General features: G+C 73.9%; 15 protein-coding genes and 1 riboswitch. Of the genes, 5 read left to right on the top strand and 10 right to left on the bottom strand.

The window, feature by feature from the left end; translation table 11 throughout:
• Positions 1-9: 9 nt before the first annotated feature.
• The 3 genes from VM636_RS07535 to VM636_RS07545 form a co-directional block, all read right to left on the bottom strand.
• Positions 10-1,203 (bottom strand): nucleotide pyrophosphatase/phosphodiesterase family protein, encoded by a 1,194-nt coding sequence (locus VM636_RS07535; protein WP_030422559.1) that lies wholly within the window; start codon positions 1,201-1,203, stop codon positions 10-12.
• Positions 1,203-1,790 carry a DUF5998 family protein gene (locus VM636_RS07540; protein ID WP_053914440.1) on the bottom strand — a complete coding sequence of 196 codons (588 nt, stop codon included), beginning with the start codon at positions 1,788-1,790 and terminating at the stop codon, positions 1,203-1,205. Before VM636_RS07540 ends, VM636_RS07535 begins: the two co-directional genes overlap by 1 nt.
• A 71-nt stretch (positions 1,791-1,861) precedes the next feature.
• Positions 1,862-4,702 carry a bifunctional GNAT family N-acetyltransferase/acetate--CoA ligase family protein gene (locus VM636_RS07545; protein ID WP_053914410.1) on the bottom strand — a complete coding sequence of 947 codons (2,841 nt, stop codon included), beginning with the start codon at positions 4,700-4,702 and terminating at the stop codon, positions 1,862-1,864.
• A 179-nt stretch (positions 4,703-4,881) separates the two neighbouring features.
• Between VM636_RS07545 and VM636_RS07550 the strand changes: the two genes are divergently transcribed.
• Entirely contained in the window at positions 4,882-5,163 is a 282-nt protein-coding gene (locus tag VM636_RS07550) for an HPr family phosphocarrier protein (protein ID WP_030422942.1), read from the top strand.
• A 103-nt stretch (positions 5,164-5,266) separates the two neighbouring features.
• Here VM636_RS07550 and VM636_RS07555 read toward each other — a convergent pair whose 3' ends face one another.
• From VM636_RS07555 to VM636_RS07565, 3 genes are all read right to left on the bottom strand, one after another.
• The gene (locus VM636_RS07555; protein ID WP_030422943.1) at positions 5,267-6,031 is read right to left on the bottom strand and encodes a M23 family metallopeptidase; all 765 of its coding nucleotides are present in this window, start codon (positions 6,029-6,031) and stop codon (positions 5,267-5,269) included.
• Between the two features lie 12 nt (positions 6,032-6,043).
• A riboswitch (cyclic di-AMP (ydaO/yuaA leader) is annotated at positions 6,044-6,208 on the bottom strand.
• A gap of 194 nt (positions 6,209-6,402) precedes the next feature.
• The gene (locus tag VM636_RS07560; RefSeq protein ID WP_053914409.1) at positions 6,403-7,791 is read right to left on the bottom strand and encodes a pitrilysin family protein; all 1,389 of its coding nucleotides are present in this window, start codon (positions 7,789-7,791) and stop codon (positions 6,403-6,405) included.
• Positions 7,788-9,149: a pitrilysin family protein gene (locus VM636_RS07565; protein WP_078856251.1), complete on the bottom strand. Its 1,362-nt coding sequence runs from the start codon at positions 9,147-9,149 to the stop codon at positions 7,788-7,790. Before VM636_RS07565 ends, VM636_RS07560 begins: the two co-directional genes overlap by 4 nt.
• Before the next feature lie 285 nt (positions 9,150-9,434).
• Here VM636_RS07565 and VM636_RS07570 point away from each other — a divergent pair, with 285 nt between their 5' ends.
• Entirely contained in the window at positions 9,435-11,891 is a 2,457-nt protein-coding gene (locus VM636_RS07570; RefSeq protein WP_053914408.1) for a DNA topoisomerase IV subunit A, read from the top strand.
• A 209-nt stretch (positions 11,892-12,100) separates the two neighbouring features.
• Here the strand turns inward: VM636_RS07570 and VM636_RS07575 are convergent, their stop codons facing one another.
• Entirely contained in the window at positions 12,101-13,405 is a 1,305-nt protein-coding gene (locus VM636_RS07575; protein ID WP_199825511.1) for a GTP-binding protein, read from the bottom strand.
• A gap of 212 nt (positions 13,406-13,617) precedes the next feature.
• On the opposite strand from VM636_RS07575, the gene VM636_RS07580 reads away from it, so the two are divergent.
• The 3 genes from VM636_RS07580 to VM636_RS07590 all read left to right on the top strand — a co-directional run bounded on the left by VM636_RS07580 (position 13,618) and on the right by VM636_RS07590 (position 17,188).
• Positions 13,618-14,589: a sucrase ferredoxin gene (locus VM636_RS07580; protein WP_053914407.1), complete on the top strand. Its 972-nt coding sequence runs from the start codon at positions 13,618-13,620 to the stop codon at positions 14,587-14,589.
• A gap of 158 nt (positions 14,590-14,747) precedes the next feature.
• Positions 14,748-16,511: a sensor histidine kinase gene (locus tag VM636_RS07585; protein WP_078962777.1), complete on the top strand. Its 1,764-nt coding sequence runs from the start codon at positions 14,748-14,750 to the stop codon at positions 16,509-16,511.
• Positions 16,508-17,188, top strand: a complete 681-nt coding sequence (locus tag VM636_RS07590; protein WP_030422950.1) for a response regulator — start codon at positions 16,508-16,510, stop codon at positions 17,186-17,188. Before VM636_RS07585 ends, VM636_RS07590 begins: the two co-directional genes overlap by 4 nt.
• Positions 17,189-17,212: 24 nt before the next feature.
• Here VM636_RS07590 and VM636_RS07595 read toward each other — a convergent pair whose 3' ends face one another.
• The 3 genes from VM636_RS07595 to VM636_RS07605 form a co-directional block, all read right to left on the bottom strand.
• The gene (locus VM636_RS07595) at positions 17,213-18,805 is read right to left on the bottom strand and encodes a cation acetate symporter (protein ID WP_053914406.1); all 1,593 of its coding nucleotides are present in this window, start codon (positions 18,803-18,805) and stop codon (positions 17,213-17,215) included.
• Positions 18,802-19,350: a DUF485 domain-containing protein gene (locus tag VM636_RS07600; RefSeq protein WP_030422952.1), complete on the bottom strand. Its 549-nt coding sequence runs from the start codon at positions 19,348-19,350 to the stop codon at positions 18,802-18,804. Before VM636_RS07600 ends, VM636_RS07595 begins: the two co-directional genes overlap by 4 nt.
• A 217-nt stretch (positions 19,351-19,567) precedes the next feature.
• Complete coding sequence (locus tag VM636_RS07605; protein WP_030422953.1) at positions 19,568-21,691, bottom strand: DNA topoisomerase IV subunit B; 2,124 nt, start codon at positions 21,689-21,691, stop codon at positions 19,568-19,570.
• Positions 21,692-21,770 lie beyond the last annotated feature (79 nt).

Consider the following 21,770-nt stretch of genomic DNA (forward strand, 5'->3'; position numbering starts at 1 on the left):
GGGGCAGGGTCAGGAGCGTACTTCGAGCAGCGGGACGAACTGCTCGGCGGGGGTCATCGAGCCGTGGTTGCCCACCATCGCCGACTCGTTCGGCTCCCGTTCTGACGCGATGATCAGGACGTCGTCGCGGGCGGCGGCGACCACGTCGCCGATCCGGTCGCGGACCCGCGCCTCGACCCGCGGGCCGAACCAGCCCGCGTCGATCGCCTCGTCGCGGGAGGCGACCCAGAAGCGTTCGCCGAGCACCTCGCGCCAGCAGGCCAGCACGTCGCCGGCGGCACCGGGTACCGCGTAGGCGTGCCGGGCACGGCCCTCGCCGCCGAGGAGGGCGACGCCGGCGCGCAGCTCCCAGTCCTCGTCGAAGTCGAGGCGGTGGTCCTCGTCGAAGGGCACGTCGACCATGCCGTGGTCGGCGGTGACGTAGAGCGCGCTGCGCGGGGGCAGTTGCTCGGCGAGGCGCCGGACCAGTCCGTCGACGTGGGAGAGCCGGCCGCGCCACTCGTCGGAGTCGACGCCGTAGCGGTGGCCCGCGCCGTCCACCTCGGCGTAGTACGTGTAGACCAACGCGCGGTCGGCGTCGGCCAGTTGCCGGGCGGCGAGATCCATCCGGTCCTCGCCCGAGAGGCGGCCGTGGAAGGTGCCGCCGCTGAGCGCGACCCGGGTGAGCGGGGTGGTCTCGAAGGCGGGCGAGGAGACCTGGGCGGCGTGCGCCCCGGCGGCGTGGGCGAGCCGGAAGACGGTGGGGTGGGGCTGCCAGAGGGCGGGCTCGGTCCACGGCTGCCAGCGGAGCTGGTTCATCAGCGCGCCGGTGTCCGGGTTGCGCACGGTGTAGCCGAGCAGGCCGTGCGCGCCGGGCACCTGGCCGGTGCCGACGGAGGCGAGGGAGGTCGCCGTGGTCGCCGGGAACCCGGCGGTGACCGGCCGGCCGGTGCCGCCCCGGGAACTCGCCAGCAGCGAGGTCATGAAGGGGGCCTCGGCGGGGTGGGCGCGGAGCTGTTCCCAGCCGAGGCCGTCGATCAGGAAGACGCAGTTGCGGTCGGCGGGGGCCAGGTCCGTGATGCCAGCGGTCATGCCGGGCACGCCCATGCCGGCGGCGAGCGTCGGCAGCAGGTCGGCGAGGGAGCCGGTGCCGTACTCGGGCACCGGGGCCGAGGCGACGGGCAGCGGTTCCGGGTGGGTGTCCCAGGCGGCGGGCTGCGCCATCAGCGGGCGGGGTCCGTGGTCGCCTCGGACAGGGCCTGGGCGAAGGTGAGCGCCTGGCGCACCGTCTCCGGCCCGTCGCCCGCCTCGCTGACGCGCAGGCTGAGGTCGTCGGCGGTGGAGCTGCCGGTGTAGCCGTGGTCGGCCTCGCAGTTGGGGTCGCCGCAGGCGGCGGGCTCCAGGTCGAGGCGGGAGACGGCGCCCCAGCCGATGGTGAGCACGATCTCCCGGGGCAGGGTGCCCGGGGTGTACTGCTCGGGGTTGGCGACGACGCGGCTGACCACGATGGACGAGATCCGGCCGAGCTTGACCGACTCGGTGGACGTGGTCGCGTAGGGCGTCGGCGAGGTGTCGTCGGCGGCCTGCTCGTCGGTGTGGCTGACGATGAAGCGGTTGCCGGTGAGCACGAGCACCGTCACGTGACGGCGCACCTCGTTCTGGTCGAACGTCGTCTCCTGGTGGACCAGGTACGACCGAACCGGCTCGCCGCCCACGGCGGCTTCCACCGCCTCGGCCACGAGGGCCGGGTAGTAACCACTGCGTTCGATCGCCGCGCGCAGCCCCTGGGTCGTCGTACTGGTCTTGGCCATGCGGTCCATCCTACGGTGGCGTGCCGACTGCGCGGGACGCTCGTGCCGTCTCCGTGCCCGTCCGTGTGCGCTCAGTACGCCGGGAGGGTCCGGGGACCGAGGTCGTCCCTGGCCGGCGGGGGTGCGAGGCGGACGGCGGCGCCGAGGACGCTCAGCCCGTGCGGGGCGACGACGACGGGCTCCAGGGTCACCGCGACGACCTCCGGATGGTCGTCCACCAGCCGCGAGACGCGCAGCAGCAGCTCTTCCAGCGCGGGGGTGTCGACGGGGGCGGAGCCGCGCCAGCCGAAGAGGAGCGGGGCGGTGCGGACGGCGCGGACCAGGGTGGCGGCCTCCCGATCGGTGACCGGTATCAGCCGGTGGGCGGTGTCGCCGAGGAGCTGGGTGGCGGCCCCGGCGAGGCCGAAGGAGAGCACCGCCCCGGCCGCGGGGTCGATGACGGCGCGGACGACGGTGTCCACGCCGCGCGGGGCCATCCGCTGGACCACCGGCCGCAGTTCCCCGGGCGGGCCGAACAGCTCGGTCAGCTCGGTGTACGCCCGGCGCAGTTGCTCCTCGTCGGCGAGGTCGAGGCGCACGCCGCCGAGGTCGGCGCGGTGGCGCAGGTGCGGGGCGGTGGCCTTGAGGGCGACCGGGTAGCCGAGGGCGCGGGCGGCGGCGACGGCCGCGTCGGGGGCGGGGGCGGGCAGGGCGCGGTGGACGTGGACGCCGTACCGGGCGAGGAGGTCGCAGGTCTGGTCGGTGGAGAGGGTGAGCCCCTGGCCGCGGGCGAGGTGGCCCTCGATCAGGGCGGCGGCGCCCTTCTCGTCGATGTCCTCGTACTCCGGCACCTTGCCGGGGTCGGCGGCCTCGCGCCGCCACCGGGCGTAGGAGACGGCCTCGGCGAGGGCGCGGACGGCGCGTTCGGCGGCGGGGTAGGCCGGGATGAGGTGGGCGCCGTCGGGGGCGGGGACGGCGGGGTGCCCGGCGGGGGCGGGGCGGGAGTCGTCGGGGGCGGCGGCCTGCGGGGCGGTGCTCGCGGCGGCGGACAGGGCCTCGGCGAGGCCGCCCAGCTCGACGTGGACGACGAGGACCGGCTTGCCGGGGAGGGTGGCCGCGGCCGACCGCAGGGCCTCGGCGAGGGCGGCGTCCCCGGCCGAGCCCTCCCCCAGCGTCGGGATGGCGGTGACCACCACGGCGTCGCTGGTGTCGTCGGCGAGGGCCCGGGAGAGCGCGGCGTGGAAGTCGGCCGGCGAGGCGGCCGTGGTCAGGTCCTGCGGGGGCTGCGGGCGCAGTCCCTCCGAGAGGCAGGCGTCGTAGGTGAGCAGGCCGAGCGACTCGGAGTTCCCGAGGATCGCCACCCGCGGGCCGGCGGGCAGCGGCTGCCGGGCGAGGAGGAGGCCGGCGTCGACCAGCTCGGTGATGGTGTCGACGCGGATCACACCGGCCTGCCGCAGCAGCGCGGAGACGGTGGCGTGCGGCAGCCGGGTCGCGCGCACGGCGTGGCCCTGGGGCGCGGCGCCGCCGTGCCGGGCGCCCTGCACCACCACCAGGGGTTTGGCGGCGGCGGTGCGCCGGGCGAGGCGGGTGAACTTGCGGGGATTGCGGATCGACTCCAGGTACATCAGGGCGACGTCCGTGTCCGGGTCGTCGTACCAGTACTGGAGGACGTCGTTCCCGGAGACGTCGGCCCGGTTGCCGCAGGAGACGAAGGTGGAGACGCCGGTGACGCCGGTCACCCCGCCGCCGCGCCGCTGGATGCGGGAGAGCAGGGCGATGCCGATGGCGCCGGACTGGGCGAACAGGCCGATGCGGCCGGCGCGGGGCATCTCGGGGGCGAGGGAGGCGTTGAGCCGGATGCCGGGGGCGGTGTTGATCACGCCGAAGGCGTTGGGCCCGATGACGCGCATGCCGTACGAGCGCGCCTGGCGCACCAGGGCGCGCTGGCGCTCGCGTCCCTCGGGTCCGCTCTCCGCGTATCCTGCGGAGATCACGACGAGGCCCTGGACGCCGTGTTCACCGCAGTCGGCGACGGCCTCGGGGACCTGGGCGGCGGGCACGGTGATCACGGCGAGGTCGACGGGGCCGTCGATCTCGCGGACGAAGCGGTGGGCGGGGACGCCGTCCAGCTCCTCCAGGTCCTCGGGGAAGGCGTGGTTCACCGCGTGCAGGCGGCCGGTGAAGCCGGCCCCGCGCAGGTTGTCCAGGAGGCCGCGGCCGACGCCGCCGGGGGCGCGGCCGGTGCCGACGACGGCGACGGAGCCGGGCTGGAGCAGGCGCTGCACGGAGCGGGCCTCGGCGCGGTGCTCGCGCGCGTACTGCACGGCGAGGGAGCGGTCGGTCGGTTCGAGGTCGAATTCGAGGTGGACGACGCCGTCCTCGAAGCTGCGCTTCTGCGTGTAGCCGGCGTCCGTGAACACCTTGATCATCTTGGTGTTGGCGGGCAGCACCTCGGCGGCGAAGCGGCGGATGCCGCGCTCGCGGGCGACGGCGGCGATGTGTTCCAGCAGGGCGGAGGCGACGCCGCGGCCCTGGTGGGCGTCCTGGACCAGGAAGGCGACCTCGGCCTCGTCGGAGACGGGGGGCGGGGGACCGCCGCCGGGGGCGGGGCGGGAGGAGGCGGGTGTTCCGCCGGCGCCGATCCGGTCGTAGCGTACGGTGGCGATGAACTCGCCGCCGATCGTGGCCGCGAGTCCCACCCGGTCCACGAAGTCGTGGTGGGTGAAGCGGTGGACGTCCTTGGCGGACAGGCGAGGGTACGGCGCGAAGAAGCGGTAGTACTTCGACTCGTCGGAGACCTGCTCATAGAAGCTGATCAGGCGCTCCGCGTCATCAACGGTGATGGGGCGGACGCGTGCGGTGCCGCCGTCGCGCAGCACCACGTCGGCCTCCCAGTGGGCGGGGTACTCGTGCCGGTCCGGCGAGGTCTGCATGGGCCCCAGCGTACGGCTCGCGTACGACAGGGGCGCCGGGCAGGCCGTGGAGGACGGAAGACCGGACCGAGGCCGCGGTCCGGGCGCCACCCCGGCGGGCGCCGCACGCCCGTCCGGAGCCGCTTCACGATATGGGAAACTGGTCTAGACAACCCCTGAACTCCGAAGGGCAGCATCACATGGCTGAGCGCCGCGTCAACGTCGGCTGGGCCGAGGGCCTCCACGCCCGCCCCGCCTCCCTCTTCGTCCGAGCCGCCACGGCCACAGGCGTCCCGGTGACGATCGCCAAGGCCGACGGCGACCCCGTCAACGCGGCCTCCATGCTGGCCGTCCTGGGCCTGGGCGCCCAGGGGGGCGAGGAGATCGTCCTCGCCTCCGACGCCGAGGGCGCGGACATCGCCCTGGACCGGCTGGCCAAGCTGGTCGCCGAGGGTCTCGAGGAGCTTCCCGAGACCGTCTGACCCGGGACGCCGCGGACCGCGCCGCCCCCACGACACGCGAGGGCCCGCCCGAGGAGACTCGGGCGGGCCCTCGCTTCGCCGGGCGCCGGCGCGGTCCGCGGCGTCAGATCGCGACGCCGTGGCCGCGCAGGTAGGCGGCGGGGTCCATGTCGGTGCCGTAGTCGGCGCCCGAACGGACCTCGAAGTGCAGGTGGGGTCCGGTGACGTTGCCGGTGGCGCCGGCCAGGCCGATCTGCTGGCCGGGGGTGACCGCCTGGCCCGCGAAGACGCCGATGGACGACAGGTGCCCGTACTGGGTGTACGTGCCGTCGTGCATCTTGATCACGACCTGGTAGCCGTACGCGCCGCCCCAGCCGGCCTCGACGACCGTGCCGGTGCCGACCGACCGCACCGGGGTGCCGGTGGCGGCGTGGAAGTCGATGCCGGTGTGGCTGCCGGAGGACCACAGGGCGCTGCCGGCCCCGTAGGCGGTGGAGACATAGGAGCCGGCGATCGGCGCCACGAAGGTGTTCAGACGCTCGCGCTCGGCCTCCCGGGCGGCGCGCTCCTGGGCCTCGCGGGCCTCCGCGGCGGCCTCGGCGGCCCGCTCGCGGGCGGCCTTCTGCGCGGCCTCCCGGGCGGCGGCGTGCTGCGCGGCCTGCTTCTGCGACTCGGCCTGGGCGTCGATCTCCCCGGCGACGGAGTCACCGATGGTGACGACCGGGGTGAGCCCGGTCTGCTCCGGGGACGGCTCGTCGGCGAGCGCCGGGGCCGCGAGGTTCCCGACCACTCCGCCGGTGGCGAGGGCGGCGACACCCGCCGCGCGGGCGGTGGTGCGGTGCATCTTGCCGGGGCGGCGATGCTTCCCGGTGGCGCGCGTGAACGCCATGTGGAGGCTGGTCCTTTCCTTCCCTCTCGCCTACCGGGTTAGCTGACGGGTTCGGAGCAGGAAGGTCTCCTACGGACCCCCTCGCCTGCGCGCGGGCGTCCGATTCACCCCAGGGACTGCACACGGGTCCCCGGCTCCCCTGGCTCGCGCCGTACGGGGACTCGGCGATGGCTGTCCGGTGCCGCGGGCGCGGCGCACTGCCTGACGAACAGCCCGGACGAAGCTAAACGGGCCCGGCGTCAATCCTCAAACGCACCAAGGTTTTTGTAGCGTACGCCACAGGGCAGACGGGCAGCCTCCCCCTCAATTCGGACACGGGGCGGCCCCGGTGACGTCCTGCCACCGGGGCCGCCGCACGCGTCCGGGACCGCTCACTCGGCCGGGACGACCGTCACCTCGCCGATGCCGAGGGCCTCCACGGGGGCCTTGATCTTGGCGGCGTCGCCGACCAGGACGGTCACCAGGCGGTCCACCGGGAAGGCGTTGACGACCGCCGCCGTGGCCTCCACGGTGCCCGTCGCGGCGAGCTGCCGGTACAGGGCGGCCTGGTAGTCGTCGGGCAGGTGCTGCTCGACCTGGTCGGCGAGGGTGCCGGCGACGGCCGCCGCCGTCTCGTACTTGAGCGGCGCCACCCCCACCAGGTTCTGCACGGCCACGTCCCGCTCGGCGTCGGTCAGCCCCTCCGCGGCGAGCGTGCGCAGCACCGTCCACAGGTCCGACAGGGCGGGGCCGGTGTTGGGCGTGTCGACGGAGCCGCTGATGGCGAGCATCGAGGCGCCGGTGCCGTCGGGCGCGGAGCGCAGCACCTGGCCGAAGGCACGGACGCCGTAGGTGTAGCCCTTCTCCTCGCGCAGGACGCGGTCCAAGCGGGAGGTGAGGGTGCCGCCGAGGCAGTACGTGCCGAGCACCTGCGCCGGCCAGACGCGGTCGTGCCGGTCGGCGCCGGTGCGGCCGATGAGGAGCTGGGTCTGGACGGCGCCGGGACGGTCCACGATGACGACCCGGCCGGTGTCGTCGGCGGTCACCGGCGGCACCGGACGCGGCTCGGTCGTGGAGCCGGTCCAGGCGCCCAGGGTGTCGGCGAGCAGCGCGTCCGGGTCGATGCCGGTGAGGTCGCCGACGACCACGGCCGTGGCGGTGGCGGGGCGGACGTGGCGCTCGTAGAAGGCGCGGACGGCGGCCGAGTCGACGGCGGCGACCGTCTCCTCGGTGCCCTGGCGCGGCCGGGACATGCGCGAGCCGGCCGGGAACAGCTCCTTGGACAGCTCCTTGGCGGCGCGGCGCGCGGGGTTGGCCAGTTCGTGCGGGATCTCGTCGAGCCGGTTGCGCACCAGCCGCTCGACCTCGCCGTCGGCGAAGGCGGGCGCCCGCAGGGCGTCGGCGACCAGGCCGAGCGCCTTGGCGAGCCGGGAGACCGGCACCTCCAGGCTCAGCCGGACGCCGGGGTGGTCGGCGTAGGCGTCGAGGGTGGCGCCGCAGCGCTCCAGCTCGGCCGCGAACTCCTCGGCGGTGTGCTTGTCGGTGCCCTCGGAGAAGGCCCGCGCCATGATGGTGGCGACGCCGTCGAGTCCGGCCGGCTCGGCCTCCAGCGGCGCGTCGAGCAGCACCTCCACGGCGACGACCCGCTGGCCGGGGCGGTGGCAGCGCAGCACCGTCAGGCCGTTGCCCAGGGAGCCCCGCTCGGGGGCCGGGAACGCCCAGGGGCGGGCGGCGCCGGACTGCGGGCGGGGGTGGAATTCCATGGTGGCCAGGTCGGTCACTGGGCCGCCTCCTCGTTCTCGTCGGTGGCGCCGGTCTCGGCGGCGTCGCTGTCGGCTGCGGTGGGCTCGTAGACGAGGACCGCGCGGTTGTCGGGGCGCAGCCGGGCCGCGGCGACCTCGCGCACCTCCTCGGCCGTCACGTCGAGCACCCGCCGGACGGCGGTGAGGGCGAGCTGCGGGTCGCCGAACAGGACGGCGTACCGGCACAGTTCGTCGGCGCGGCCGGCGACCGTGCCGAGCCGGTCCAGCCACTCGCGCTCCAACTGGGCCTGGGCGCGCTCCATCTCCTCGGCGGTGGGGCCCTCCGCGGCGAAGCGGGCCAGCTCCTCGTCGACGGCGGCCTCGATCACCGGGACCTCCACGTCACCGGACGTCTTCACGTCCAGCCAGCCCAGCGAGGGCGCCCCGGCCAGCCGCAGCAGGCCGAAGCCGGCGGCGACGGCCGTGCGGTCGCGGCGCACCAGGCGGTTGTAGAGGCGGGAGGACTCGCCGCCGCCCAGGACGGTGAGGGCGAGGTCGGCCGCGTCGCACTCCCGCGTGCCGTCGTGCGGCAGCCGGTAGGCGGCCATCAGGGCACGGGCCGGGACCTCCTCCTCGACGACCTCGCGCAGCTCCTCGCCGATCACGTCGGGCAGCGCGCCGTCCCGGGGGGCGGGCTTGCCGTCGTGGGAGGGGATGGAGCCGAAGTACTTCTCGACCCAGGCGAGGGTCTGCTCGGGGTCGATGTCGCCGACGACCGAGAGCACCGCGTTGTTCGGCGCGTAGTAGGTGCGGAAGAACTCCCGCGCGTCCTCCAGCGTCGCCGCGTCCAGGTCGGCCATCGAGCCGATCGGCGTGTGGTGGTAGGGGTGGCCCTCCGGGTAGGAGAGGGCGGTCAGCCGCTCGAACGCGGTGCCGTAGGGCACGTTGTCGTAGCGCTGGCGGCGCTCGTTCTTGACGACGTCGCGCTGGTTCTCCATCGACTCCTCGTCCAGGGCGGCGAGGAGGGAGCCCATCCGGTCCGCCTCCAGCCAGAGCGCCAGCTCCAGCTCGTGGGCCGGCATGGTCTCGAAGTAGTTGGTGCGCTCGAAGCTGGTGGTGCCGTTGAGCGAGCCGCCGGCCCCCTGCACCAGTTCGAAGTGCCCGTTGCCCTTGACCTGACCCGAGCCCTGGAACATCAGGTGCTCGAAGAGGTGAGCCAGACCGGTGCGCCCCTTGACCTCGTGGCGCGAACCGACGTCGTACCAGAGGCACACCGCCGCGACCGGGGTCAGGTGGTCCTCGGAGAGCACCACGCGCAGGCCGTTGGCCAGGCGGTGCTCGGTCGCTGTCAGGCCCCCGGAGCCTGCCTGGGCTGTGGCCGTGTGACCCATGGGCATGTACGTCCCTTCGCTCGCGAAATCTCGTGCGGAACCGCGTGGAACTGCGGCATTCCCGCCGTTCCCGCCACTGTATGCAAGCGCGCGGGCGGCCGGTGGAGTTCCCGCTCCTCGTACGCCCTCAGCGAGATGACCGTGGCGAGGGCGCCGGTGCCGAGGGCGTACGCTGCGGATCGGCGCCGGGCGGGCCGACCGTGACCCCACCCCGTCTGTCCCTGTCGGTGCCCCGGTCCACAATGGTCCGCGTCAGATCCCCGTCCACGCTTCAGCAAGGAGCCGGCAGCGATGGCCCGCCGTAGTACGAAGACCCCGCCGCCCGACGACGCGTACGAGGAGAAGATCCTCGACATCGACGTCGTCGACGAGATGCAGGGCTCCTTCCTCGAGTACGCGTACTCGGTCATCTACTCCCGCGCCCTGCCGGACGCCCGCGACGGCCTCAAGCCGGTGCACCGCCGCATCGTCTACCAGATGAACGAGATGGGCCTGCGCCCCGAGCGCGGTTACGTCAAGTGCGCCCGCGTGGTGGGCGAGGTGATGGGCAAGCTCCACCCGCACGGCGACGCCTCGATCTACGACGCGCTGGTGCGCATGGCGCAGCCCTTCTCCATGCGCGTGCCGCTGGTGGACGGCCACGGCAACTTCGGTTCGCTGGGCAACGACGACCCGCCGGCCGCGATGCGGTACACCGAGTGCCGGATGGCCGCGGCCACCAGTCTGATGACCGAGTCCATCGACGAGGACACGGTCGACTTCGCCCCCAACTACGACGGCCAGGAGCAGGAACCGGGGGCCCTGCCGGCCGCCTTCCCCAACCTGCTGGTCAACGGCGCCTCCGGCATCGCCGTGGGCATGGCGACCAACATGCCGCCGCACAACCTGCGCGAGGTCATCGCCGCCGCCCGGCACCTGATCCGCTACCCGCACGCCGACCTCGACGCGCTGATGAAGCACGTGCCGGGCCCCGACCTGCCCACCGGCGGCCGGATCGTCGGCCTCTCCGGCGTCCGGGACGCCTACGAGACCGGCCGCGGCACCTTCAAGATCCGTGCCACGGTGTCGGTGGAGACGGTGACCGCCCGCCGCAAGGGCCTGGTCGTCACGGAGCTGCCCTTCGCGGTCGGCCCGGAGAAGGTGATCGCCAAGATCAAGGACCTGGTGGGCTCCAAGAAGCTCCAGGGCATCGCCGACGTCAAGGACCTCACCGACCGCGAGCACGGCCTGCGCCTGGTCATCGAGATCAAGAACGGCTTCGTGCCGGAGGCGGTCCTGGAACAGCTCTACAAGCTGACCGCCATGGAGGAGTCCTTCGGCATCAACAACGTGGCCCTGGTGGACGGCCAGCCGCTCACCCTGGGCCTCAAGGAACTGCTGGAGGTCTACCTCGACCACCGCTTCACGGTGGTGCGGCGCCGCAGCGAGTTCCGCCGCGGCAAGCGCCGCGACCGCCTGCACCTGGTCGAGGGCCTGCTCACCGCGCTCGTCGACATCGACGAGGTCATCCGCCTGATCCGTTCCAGCGAGAACTCGGCACAGGCCAAGGAGCGCCTGATCGAGCGCTTCGGACTGAGCGACGTGCAGACCCAGTACATCCTGGACACGCCGCTGCGCCGGCTGACCAAGTTCGACCGGATCGAGCTGGAGGCGGAGAAGGAGCGGCTCACCGAGGAGATCGCGGAGCTGACCCGCATCCTCGATTCCGACACGGAGCTGCGCAAGCTGGTCTCGGGCGAACTGGCCGCGGTGGCCAAGAAGTTCGGCACCGACCGGCGTACGGTCCTGCAGGAGTCCGCCGGTGTCGCGGTGACCGCCGTGCCCCTCCAGGTGGCCGACGACCCGTGCCGGGTGCTGCTCTCCTCCACCGGTCTGCTCGCCCGCACCGCCGACGCCCGCCCGGCGGCCCCGGGCTCCGGGGGCGAGCGCGTCCCGCACGACCTGATCACCTCCGCCGTGCCCGCCACCATCCGGGGCGAGATCGGCGTGGTCACCTCCGCCGGGCGGCTGCTGCGGGTCAACGTCGTGGACCTGCCGCAGCTCCCCGAGCCGATGCCCACCCCGAACCTGGCGGGCGGGGCACCGCTCGCCGAGTTCGTGTCCCTGGAGGGCGACGAGAGCGTGGTCTGCCTGACCACGCTGGACGAGTCCTCGCACGGACTCGCCCTCGGCACGGAACAGGGCGTGGTCAAGCGGGTGGTGCCCGACTACCCGTCGAACAAGGACGAGTTGGAGGTCATCACCCTCAAGGAGGGCGACCGGATCATCGGCGCGGCCGAGCTGCGCACCGGTGAGGAGGACCTCGTCTTCATCACCGACGACGCCCACCTCCTGCGCTACCAGGCGTCCCAGGTCCGTCCCCAGGGCCGGCCCGCGGGCGGCATGGCGGGCGTCAAGCTCTCCCAGGGCGCGAAGGTCATCTCCTTCACGGTGGTCGACCCGGCGGCGGACGCGGTGGTCCTCACGGTCGCGGGTTCGCGCGGCACGCTCGACGACTCCGTCCAGACCACGGCCAAGCTGACCCCGTTCGACCAGTACCCGCGCAAGGGCCGGGCCACCGGCGGGGTGCGCTGCCAGCGCTTCCTGAAGGGCGAGGACTGCCTCGCCCTGGCCTGGGCGGGCCCGTCCCCGGTCAAGGCCGCGCAGAAGAACGGCTCCCCGGCACGGCTCCCGGACCTCGACCCGCGCCGCGACGGCTCGGGCGTGTCGCTGCCGCAGACAGTGGGAGCGGTGACGGGGGCGGTGTAGGCGGGGCCGGGCCGCCGGTGGCGTGGGGCCTCGGCGGCCCGGGGAAGTCGGGGCACCGGTGCGCTGGTGGGGGGCTCCCGCCGCCGGTGGTCCCACGCCGGTTCCGGTGAGCCGGCGGGCCCCGTCGGTCCGTGAGGCACAGCTCCGACAGCGGTCCGTGGGGGCAGCGGGCCGGGCGGCCAGGGCAACCGGGCAACCGGGCAACCGTGCTAGAAGCCGTAGTCCTCCGGGTCCTCGCGGACCTCGGGGTCCCCGGGCGGGCCGGAGGGCACGACGGTGCCGCGGGGCCGGGCGGGGCCGTCGGGGGCCCCGGTGCCGCGAGGCGCGGCGTCGCCGTAGGGGCCGGTGTCGTACGAAGCGGTCGCGTACGGAGCTGTGGTCTCGTACGACGCGGCGGTCTCGTACGGCGCGCCGGTCCCAGCGGTCCCGTAGGCCCCGTCGGACTCCGGTCCGGCCGTCGACGGGGCCGGGTCCTCGTCCTCCGGGTCGGGGACGTAGCGCAGGACGCCCCACATGGCGTGCTCGTCGGGCTCGGGGGCCTCGCTCCGGCAGGCGTCGAGTTCCCCGGCGAGGGCGGGGCCGTCGATGCCGGTGCCGATGAGCACCAGTTGGCTGCGGCGGGGCTCGCCGGGCGGCCAGGGCTCGGGGCGGAAGCGCAGGAAGCGTCCCACGGCGTGCACGGCGTAGCGGTTGCGGGGGTCGTGCGGGCCGAAGTCGACGTACCCCTTGATCCGGTACAGGCCGTCGGGCCGGCCGTCCAGGAACCGCATCAGCCGCCGCGGATCGAGGGGCGGGCCGGAGACGAACGACAGGGTGTCGTAGGCCGCGTGCAGGTGGTCGGCGTGGTCGTCGTCCGCGCCGGGTTCGTGCAGGTCGTCGAAGGAGAGCTGGCCGACGCGCTCCTCGCTCGGCTTGCAGTCGAAGAGGAAGTCCGGGTCGATCCGGCCGTAGGTGGCCGGCACCACGGCGGCGCCGTCGGCGAGGGAACGGACCAGGCCGAGGACGCGCTCGGCGTCCGGGGCCCGGTCGGTCTTGTTGACCACGACGAGGTCGGCCAGCGCCAGGTGCCGGTCGATCTCGGGGTGCCGGGCGCGGGTGGCGTCGAACTCCGCGGCGTCGACGACCTCGACGAGCCCGCCGTAGACCACCCGGGGCTGGTCGCTGGCGAGCAGCATGCGCACCAGCTCCTGCGGTTCGGCGAGGCCGCTCGCCTCGATGACGATCACGTCGATGCCGGTGTCGGGGCGGGCCAGCCGCTCCAGGTAGACGTCCAGTTCGCTCGCGTCGACGGCGCAGCACAGGCAGCCGTTGCCGAGCGAGACGGTGGAGTCGCCGAGCGCGCCCGCGACGGCCATCGCGTCGATCTCGATGGAGCCGAAGTCGTTGACGATGGCGCCGATCCGGCTGCCCCCGCTGCGGTGCAGCAGGTGGTTGAGCAGGGTGGTCTTCCCGGAGCCGAGGAATCCGGCGAGGACGACCACCGGGATCTGCTGCGGAGTCGGGCGCTGCCCCACCGTGCGACCTCTCTCTCACCCGTGCGTTCCGGTCCCGGCCCTCGCGGAACCACCTGTTCAGCATACGGGCCGGCCCGTTCCCCGGAGCCCCGGACAGGGCCTCTGACGAGGGCGTACGGGCTCGCGGGGGTACGCGTACGGCCACCCCCGCGGAGGAGTGGCCGGGCGCGGCCGGAACCCACCGCGCCGCAACTCAGGTTAGGCTCACCTGTGTGAGTACGTGCTCAACCGTCTCCCAGGACCTCGACGAGCCACTTTCGGGCACCGCGCCCAGCGCGCGGACGTGGCTCCTGGTCGAACAGCCCGGCCCGTGGGGCGCCAAGGCGCTCACTTCCAGCCACCTGGACCCGGTGGTGGGCCGCGCGCTGGAGAACGCCGCGAAGGGGACGGGCGTGCGCGTCGCGCTCATCCGGCGTCCCGGCCGTCCCGCCGACCGCGGCACCGGCGCCGAGCGCCGCGTGTACGCGGCGCACACCACGCCCGGCGGCGTCTGGGTGCGCAGCGCCACGATCACCGACCCGCGCCTGCTGCTCGGGCTGGACTTCGCCGCCCTCGGCCGCGGCGACCGCCGTACCTTCGACACCGCGCTGGGCGGCGGCCCCCACACCGGTGATCCGCTGGCCCTGGTCTGCACCAACGGCAAGCGCGACCGGTGCTGCGCGCTGCTCGGCCGTCCGCTGGCGGCGGAACTGGCGGCCTCCGGCGTCGAGGGCGTCTGGGAGGTGACCCACCTGGGCGGCCACCGCTTCTCGCCCACGATGCTCGTGCTCCCGTACGGCTACGTCTACGGCCGGATCACGGCCGCCGACGTGCGGGAGATCCTGCGCGGGGCGCGGGAGGCGCGGATCGTGGCCGACGGCTGCCGGGGGAACTCCGCGTGGGAGCGCCCCGGCCAGGCCGCCGAACTGGCCGTGCGCTCCGCGGCGGGGGTGGACGCCGCCGAGGCACTGGCCGTCGTCCGCACCGAGGTGGTCCGGGACGGGGCCCACGGCGGCGGGGACGCGCCGGGCTGGAAGGTCACCGTGGCCCACGTGGACGGCCGGCACTGGCGGGTCCGCGTCGCCCAGGGCACCGCACGGCCGCCACGCCCGGAGAGCTGCGGGGCGTCGGTCCTCGGCACCCCCGCCCGCATGGAGGTCACCGCGGTACGCGAACTCACGGTGACGGCGGCCCTGGCGGGCTGACCGGTCGCCGCCCCGTGCGAGGACCACGGCACGGAGAGGGGACCGGACCGCCACGCGCCTTGGCAAGAAGACCTGGGAAGAACCCCGGGAAGAACCCCGGGAGACGGCCCTGCACCCCTCTACGCCCCGACGCCCGCACCCACGTACGGTTCAGGGCTATGAGTGCCACACCCCCCGCCGGGCGCCTGCGCCTGTGCCTGCCCCGCCGGGCCTTCTCGCAGGTGCTGCTGATGCAGCTCGCGGTGGCCACGGGGGTCACGGTGCTCGCCACGGGCCTCTTCCTCGCGCCGCTCGGCGATCAGCTCGACGACCAGGCAATGCGCCGCGCCCTGGCCATCGCGCAGACCACCGCGCAGCAGCCGCAGATCGTGCGGGACCTGCGCACCCCGCCGACGCCCGACGGGCCGGTGCAGCGCGAGGCCGAACGGATCCGGAAGGCCACGCGGGCCGAGTACGTCGTCGTGATGGACCTGCGCGGCGTGCGCTGGTCGCACACCGACCCCGGGCGGATCGGCGAGGTGGTCTCCACCGACCCCGGCGACGCGCTGGCCGGGCACGAGGTCATGGAGATCGACAGCGGGACGCTGGGCCGCTCCGCCCGCGGCAAGGTGCCGTTGCGGGACGGCGACGGCACGATCGTGGGCGCCGTCTCGGTCGGCATCGCCTACGACAGCGTGCGGGCACGGCTCGTCCACGCCATCCCCGGGCTGCTCGCCTACGCGGGCGGCGCCCTGGCCGTCGGCGCGCTGGCCGCCTGGCTCGTCTCCCGCCGGGTCCAGCGACAGACCCGTGACCTGGCCTTCTCCGATATCGCCTCGCTGCTCGCCGAGCGGGAGGCCATGCTGCACGGCATCCGGGAGGGCGTCGTCGCTCTGGACCGCGGCGGCCGTATCCGCCTCCTCAACGACGAGGCGCAGCGCCTCCTGGACATCGGCGGCGAGGCGGTGGGCCGCGTACCCGACGAGGCGCTCGGCGCGGGCCGCACCGCCGACGTCCTGGCCGGCCGGGTGACCGGCACCGACCTGCTGACGGTGCGCGGCCGGCGCGTCCTGGTTGCCAACCGGATGCCCACCGACGACGGCGGCGCCGTCGCCACCCTGCGCGACCGCACCGAACTGGAACGGCTCGGCCGGGAACTGGACTCCACCCGCGGCCTGATCGACGCCCTGCGCGCCCAGGACCACGAGCACGCCAACCGCATGCACACCCTGCTGGGCCTGCTCGAACTGGAGATGTACGAGGAGGCCGTGGAGTTCGTCGGCGAGGCCGTCGGCGACCACCGGGCGACCGCGGAACAGATCGCCGAGCGGGTCCGGGACCCGCTGCTCGCCGCGCTGCTGGTCGGCAAGGCGACCGTCGCGGCCGAGCGCGGGGTGGCGCTGTGGGTCTCCGACCGGACCCGGCTGCCGGACCGCCTCGTCGATCCCCGCGGGCTGGCCACCATCGTCGGGAACCTCGTCGACAACGCGTGGGAAGCGGTCGCGGGCACGCCACACGCACGGGTGGAGGTCGAGGTGCGGACCGAGGGGCGGTCCGTGACGCTGCGGGTGCGCGACACCGGGCCCGGCATCCTGCCCGAGCACCGCGAACTGGTGTTCACGGAGGGCTGGTCCACGAAGGAGCCCCCCGCCCACCGCCCGCGCGGCATCGGGCTCTGTCTGGTCCGCCGGCTCGCCGAACGGCAGGGCGGCAGCGCCGTGGCGGCCGGGGCACCCGGCGGGGGCGCGGAGTTCGTCGTGGTCCTGCCCGAGGCGCTCGCCCCACCGGAGCCCGAGCCGGTCCCCGAGCCGGTCCCCGAGCCGGTCCCCGAGGCGGAGCAGGCGCCGACCGCCCCGGTCCGTGCGGCCGGCACCGGCCCCGCCACCACCGACGCCACCACCACCGCCGTGTTCCGTACCGCCGCCGAGGAGGGTTCCCGATGATCGAGGTGCTGGTCGTGGACGACGACACACGGGTCGCCCGGGTCAACACCGCCTATGTCGGCAAGGTGCCCGGTTTCCGCGTCGCCGGGGAGGCGCACAACGCCGGGGAGGCCCTGCGCGCACTGGAGACACTGCCACGGGTGGACCTGGTCCTGCTCGACCACTACCTGCCCGACCGGACCGGACTGGAGGTGGTCCGGGAGATGCGGCGGCGCGGCCTCCAGACCGACGTGATCATGGTGACGGCGGCGCGGGACGTGTCGACCGTCCGGGCCGCGATGCGGCACGGGGCGTTGCAGTACCTGGTCAAGCCGTTCACGTTCACGGGGCTGCGGTCCCGGCTGGAGGCGTACGCGGGGCTGCACCGGACGCTGGAGGGCGGCGGCGAGGCCGAGCAGGCCGAGGTGGACCGCATCTTCGGCGCGCTGTCGGCGCCCTCGCAGCCGGGGCTGCCCAAGGGGCACTCCCCCACCACCGCCGAACTGGTACGGCAGTGCCTGGTGAAGGCGGGCGGACCGCTCTCCGCGCAGGAGATCGCCGACCGGACCGGGGTCAGCCGCCAGACCGCCCAGCGCTACCTCAGGCTCCTGGAACGCACCGGCCGGGCACGGCTCACCCTCAAGTACGGCGAGGCCGGCCGCCCGGAGCACCTCTACGAGTGGGCGTCCGGCGCCTGACCCGCCCCCCGCGGCAATCCGCCGCTACACGGCCCCCGCGCCGGTCAGGGACCGCACCTCGACCTCGGCGTGCCGGGCCTCGTCCGGCGGCTCGGCCGAGGTGACCGTGCCGATCCAGCCCGCGGCGAAGCCCAGCGGGATGGAGACCAGGCCGGGGTTCCGGAGCGGGAAGAGATGGAAGTCGACGCCCGGGAAGAGGGACTCCGGGCTGCCGGAGACCACGGGCGAGAGCAGGACGAGGACGATGGCCGGGACGAGCCCGCCGTAGACCGCCCACACGGCACCCCGGGTGGTGAAACGGCACCAGAACAGCGAGTAGAGCAGCACCGGCAGGTTGGCGGAGGCGGCGACCGCGAAGGCGAGGCCCACCAGGAAGGCGACGTTCAGGTCGCGGGCGAGCAGTCCGAGGCCGATGGCGACCGCGCCGATGCCGACGGCGGCGATCCGCGCCACGGCGACCTCGCCCCAGCGGCCTCCGGAGCGGCGGCGCAGGCTCGCGTACAGGTCGTGGGCGACGGAGGCGGAGGAGGCCAGCGTGACGCCCGCGACCACCGCGAGGATGGTGGCGAAGGCGACCGCGGCGACGACCGCGAAGAGCACCGTGCCGCCGGTGGAGTCGGCTCCGCCACCCAGGTCCAGCGCGAGCAGCGGGACGGCCGTGTTCCCGGCGGCGTGGGAGGCCCGGACGGCGTCCGGTCCGACGAGGGCGGCGGCGCCGAAACCCAGCACGATGGTCATCAGGTAGAAGGTGCCGATGAGGCCGATGGACCAGACGACCGAGCGCCGGGCCGCGCGGGCGGTGGGCACGGTGTAGAAGCGGGACAGGATGTGCGGGAGCCCGGCCGTGCCCAGCACGAGGGCGAGTCCGAGGCTCACGAAGTCGATGCGTGAGGTCCAGTCCCCGCCGTACGCCAGGCCCGGCGCGAGGAACGCCTCCCCGTGCCCGCTGCGTTCGGCCGCGGCGCGCAGCAGCCGGTCCAGGTCGCCGTGGAAGCGGACCAGGACGAGCGCGGTGAGGGTGAGGGTGCCGCCGAGCAGCAGGACGGCCTTGACGATCTGGATCCAGGTGGTGGCCCGCATCCCGCCCAGCGACACGTAGACCACCATGAGCGCGCCGACGCCGATGACGGTCCAGGTGCGGGCCGCCTCGCCGGTGCCGCCGAGCAGCAGCGCGACGAGGCTGCCGGCGCCGACCATCTGGGCGACCAGGTAGAGGACCGAGACGGTGACCGAGGAGGTGCCGGTGGCCAGGCGCACCGGCCGCTCGCGCATGCGCGCGGCGACGACGTCGGCGAGGGTGAACCGGCCGCAGTTGCGGACCAGTTCGGCGACGAGCATCAGCACGACCAGCCAGGCCACCAGGAAACCCACCGAGTACAGCATGCCGTCGTAGCCGTTGAGGGCGATGAGGCCGGAGATGCCGAGGAAGGAGGCGGCCGACATGTAGTCGCCGCTGATGGCAAAACCATTCTCCATCGGAGTGAACAGACGCCCGCCGGCGTAGAACTCCTCCGTGGAGCCCCGGCGTGTGCGTCCGGCCCAGGCGGTGATCGCCAACGTGACGGCGACGAAGCTGCCGAAGAGGACCAGGGCCAGTCTCTCGTGGTCGGCGTTCACGAGGTCCCGCCCCGCAGAGCGCGGGTCAGTTCCTGGGTGTCCCAGCGCAGGTCGAGGGCGGCCTTGTCCCGGCGCAGCCGCGCGTGGCGGGCGTAGGCCCAGGTGAGCAGGAACGTGGTGAGGAACTGACCCAGCCCGGCGATCATCGCCACGTTGACCGCGCCGGCCACGGGGCGGGCCATCAGGCCGGGGGCGGTGGTGGCGGTCACCACGTAGGCGACGTACCAGAGGAAGAAGCCGGTGACGGCGGGGACGACGAATCCCCGGTACCGGCCGCGCACCTCCCGGAAGGCGGTGGAACGCTGGACCTCCAGGTACACGTCGGCCGCGCCCCGGGGGGCCGGCTCCCCGTCCGGGCGGGTCGACGGCGCCGCCGCCGCGGGGGTGCCCGGGGCCACCGCCTCGCCCCAGTTGGAGGCGAGGGCGTCGTACCAGGGGTCGTCGTACCCCGGGTCCGCGGGTGCCTCGGCGAGGGACCGGTCCCGGCCGGCCGGGTGCGCGGGTCCCCCTCCGGCGGCATGGTGGAGATCGTTGCGTGGCTGCATGTCCAAGGATGGGCAGAACCGAAAGATCCCCCGCGTCCCATCCCCCCGCACTTCACCCCATCAGGTGACGTAGGTCGTCGGTGATCCCACCGGCCCCTCCGTTCCCGTAACGGGCGGGCCGCTCCGGACTGTTGGACCCCTTCCGTCCCACGGCTCACTCACGCGGCAGGGGCCACGGGAGTCTCCCGTGGCCCCTGCCGGGTGGTCGCGGTGGCGGCTACGCGTCGATGCGCGAGCGGTCCAGCGTCGCCGCCGAGCTGGAGATGAACTCCTTGCGGGGGGCGACGTCGTTGCCCATGAGCAGGTCGAAGACGTTCTCCGCGGATTCCAGGTCGGTGAGGTTGATCCGGCGCAGCGTGCGGCGGCGCGGGTCCATGGTGGTCTCGGCGAGCTGGTCGGCGTCCATCTCGCCCAGGCCCTTGTACCGCTGGATGGAGTCCTTGTAGCGGACGTTCTTGGCCTGGAACTGCATGAGCTTGTCGCGCAGCTCGCGGTCCGAGTACGTGTAGACGTACTTGTCCTGGCCCTTCTTCGGCTGCACCAGCTCGATGCGGTGCAGCGGCGGCACCGCGGCGAAGACCCGGCCGGCCTCGACCATGGGCCGCATGTAGCGGTGGAAGAGGGTCAGCAGCAGCGTGCGGATGTGGGAGCCGTCCACATCGGCGTCGGTCATCATGATGATCTTGCCGTACCGGGCCGCGTCGATGTCGAAGGTCCGCCCGGACCCGGCTCCTATGACCTGGATGATCGCGCCGCACTCGGCGTTCTTCAGCATGTCCGTCACGGACGACTTCTGCACGTTGAGGATCTTGCCGCGGATCGGCAGCAGCGCCTGGAACTCGGAGTTCCGGGCGAGCTTGGCCGTGCCGAGCGCGGAGTCCCCCTCGACGATGAACAACTCGCTGCGGTCGACGTCGTCGCTGCGGCAGTCGGCCAGCTTCGCGGGCAGCGAGGACGACTCCAGGGCCGTCTTGCGACGCTGGGCGTCCTTGTGCTGACGGGCGGCGATACGGGTGCGGGCGGCGGCGACCGCCTTCTCCAGGACCACACGGGCCTGCTGGGCGCCGTCACGCTTGGTGGAGGTCAGGAACGCCTTGAGTTCCTTGGTGACGACGTTGTTCACGATACGGCGGGCCGCCGACGTGCCGAGCACCTCCTTGGTCTGGCCCTCGAACTGCGGCTCGGCCAGGCGGACCGTCACCACCGCCGTCAGCCCCTCCAGGGCGTCGTCCTTGACGATGTCGTCCTCGGCGACACGCAGCATCTTCTTGGCGCGCAGCACCTCGTTCACCGTCTTGGCGACGGCCTGCTCGAAGCCGGCGACGTGGGTGCCGCCCTTGGGCGTGGCGATGATGTTGACGAAGGAGCGGAGCGTGGTGTCGTACCCCGTGCCCCAGCGCATGGCGACGTCGACGCCGAGTTCGCGGGTGACCTCGGTCGGCGTCATCTGGCCGTGCTCGTCCAGGACCGGGACCGTCTCCTTGAAGGCGCCCTGCCCGCTGAAGCGGAGCACGTCGCAGACGGGCCGGTCGGTGGCGAGGAACTCACAGAACTCGCTGATGCCGCCGTCGAAGCGGAAGGACTCCTCGCCCTTGCTGCCGCCGTCCCCCAGGCCCATCTCGTCGCGGACGACGATGGTCAGGCCGGGCACCAGGAAGGCGGTCTGGCGGGCGCGCTGGTGCAGGTTCTCCAGGGAGAGCCGCGCGTCCTTGAGGAAGATCTGCCGGTCCGCCCAGTACCGCACGCGCGTGCCGGTGCGGCTCTTGGGGATCTTCTTGCCCTTGCGCAGTCCGCCCTTGGCCTCGAACTTCGCGTCCGGCCCCATGGCCGCGAAGACGCCGGGGACGCCGCGGCGGAAGCTGATGGCGTGAGTGTGGCCGGCCCGGTCGATCTCGACGTCCAGCCGGCCGGAGAGGGCGTTCACCACGGAGGCGCCGACGCCGTGCAGGCCGCCGGAGGCGGCGTAGGAGCCACCGCCGAACTTGCCGCCGGCGTGCAGCTTGGTCATGACGACCTCGACGCCGGACAGACCGGTCTTGGGCTCCACGTCGACGGGGATGCCGCGCCCGTTGTCCCGGACCTCGACCGAGGCGTCGTCGTGGAGGACGACCTCGATGTGGTCGCAGTAGCCGCCGAGGGCCTCGTCGACGGAGTTGTCGATGATCTCCCACAGGCAGTGCATCAGACCGCGGCTGTCGGTCGATCCGATGTACATGCCGGGCCGCTTGCGCACGGCCTCGAGCCCTTCCAGGACGAGCAGGTGCCGAGCGGTGTAGTTGGACCCGTCCCGGTCTGCTCCTGCCAGCAGCGCAGTGGACGGCACGGACGTCTCGGCGGTCACGCGGTTCGCTCCTCGCTGAATTTCCGATGGGGCCCCACTGGGTAAGGCCGTGGCTTCGTTCACCGGTAGGAGGGTACCG

The organism is Streptomyces sp. SCSIO 75703 (assembly GCF_036607905.1).
Classification (GTDB): Bacteria; Actinomycetota; Actinomycetes; order Streptomycetales; family Streptomycetaceae; genus Streptomyces.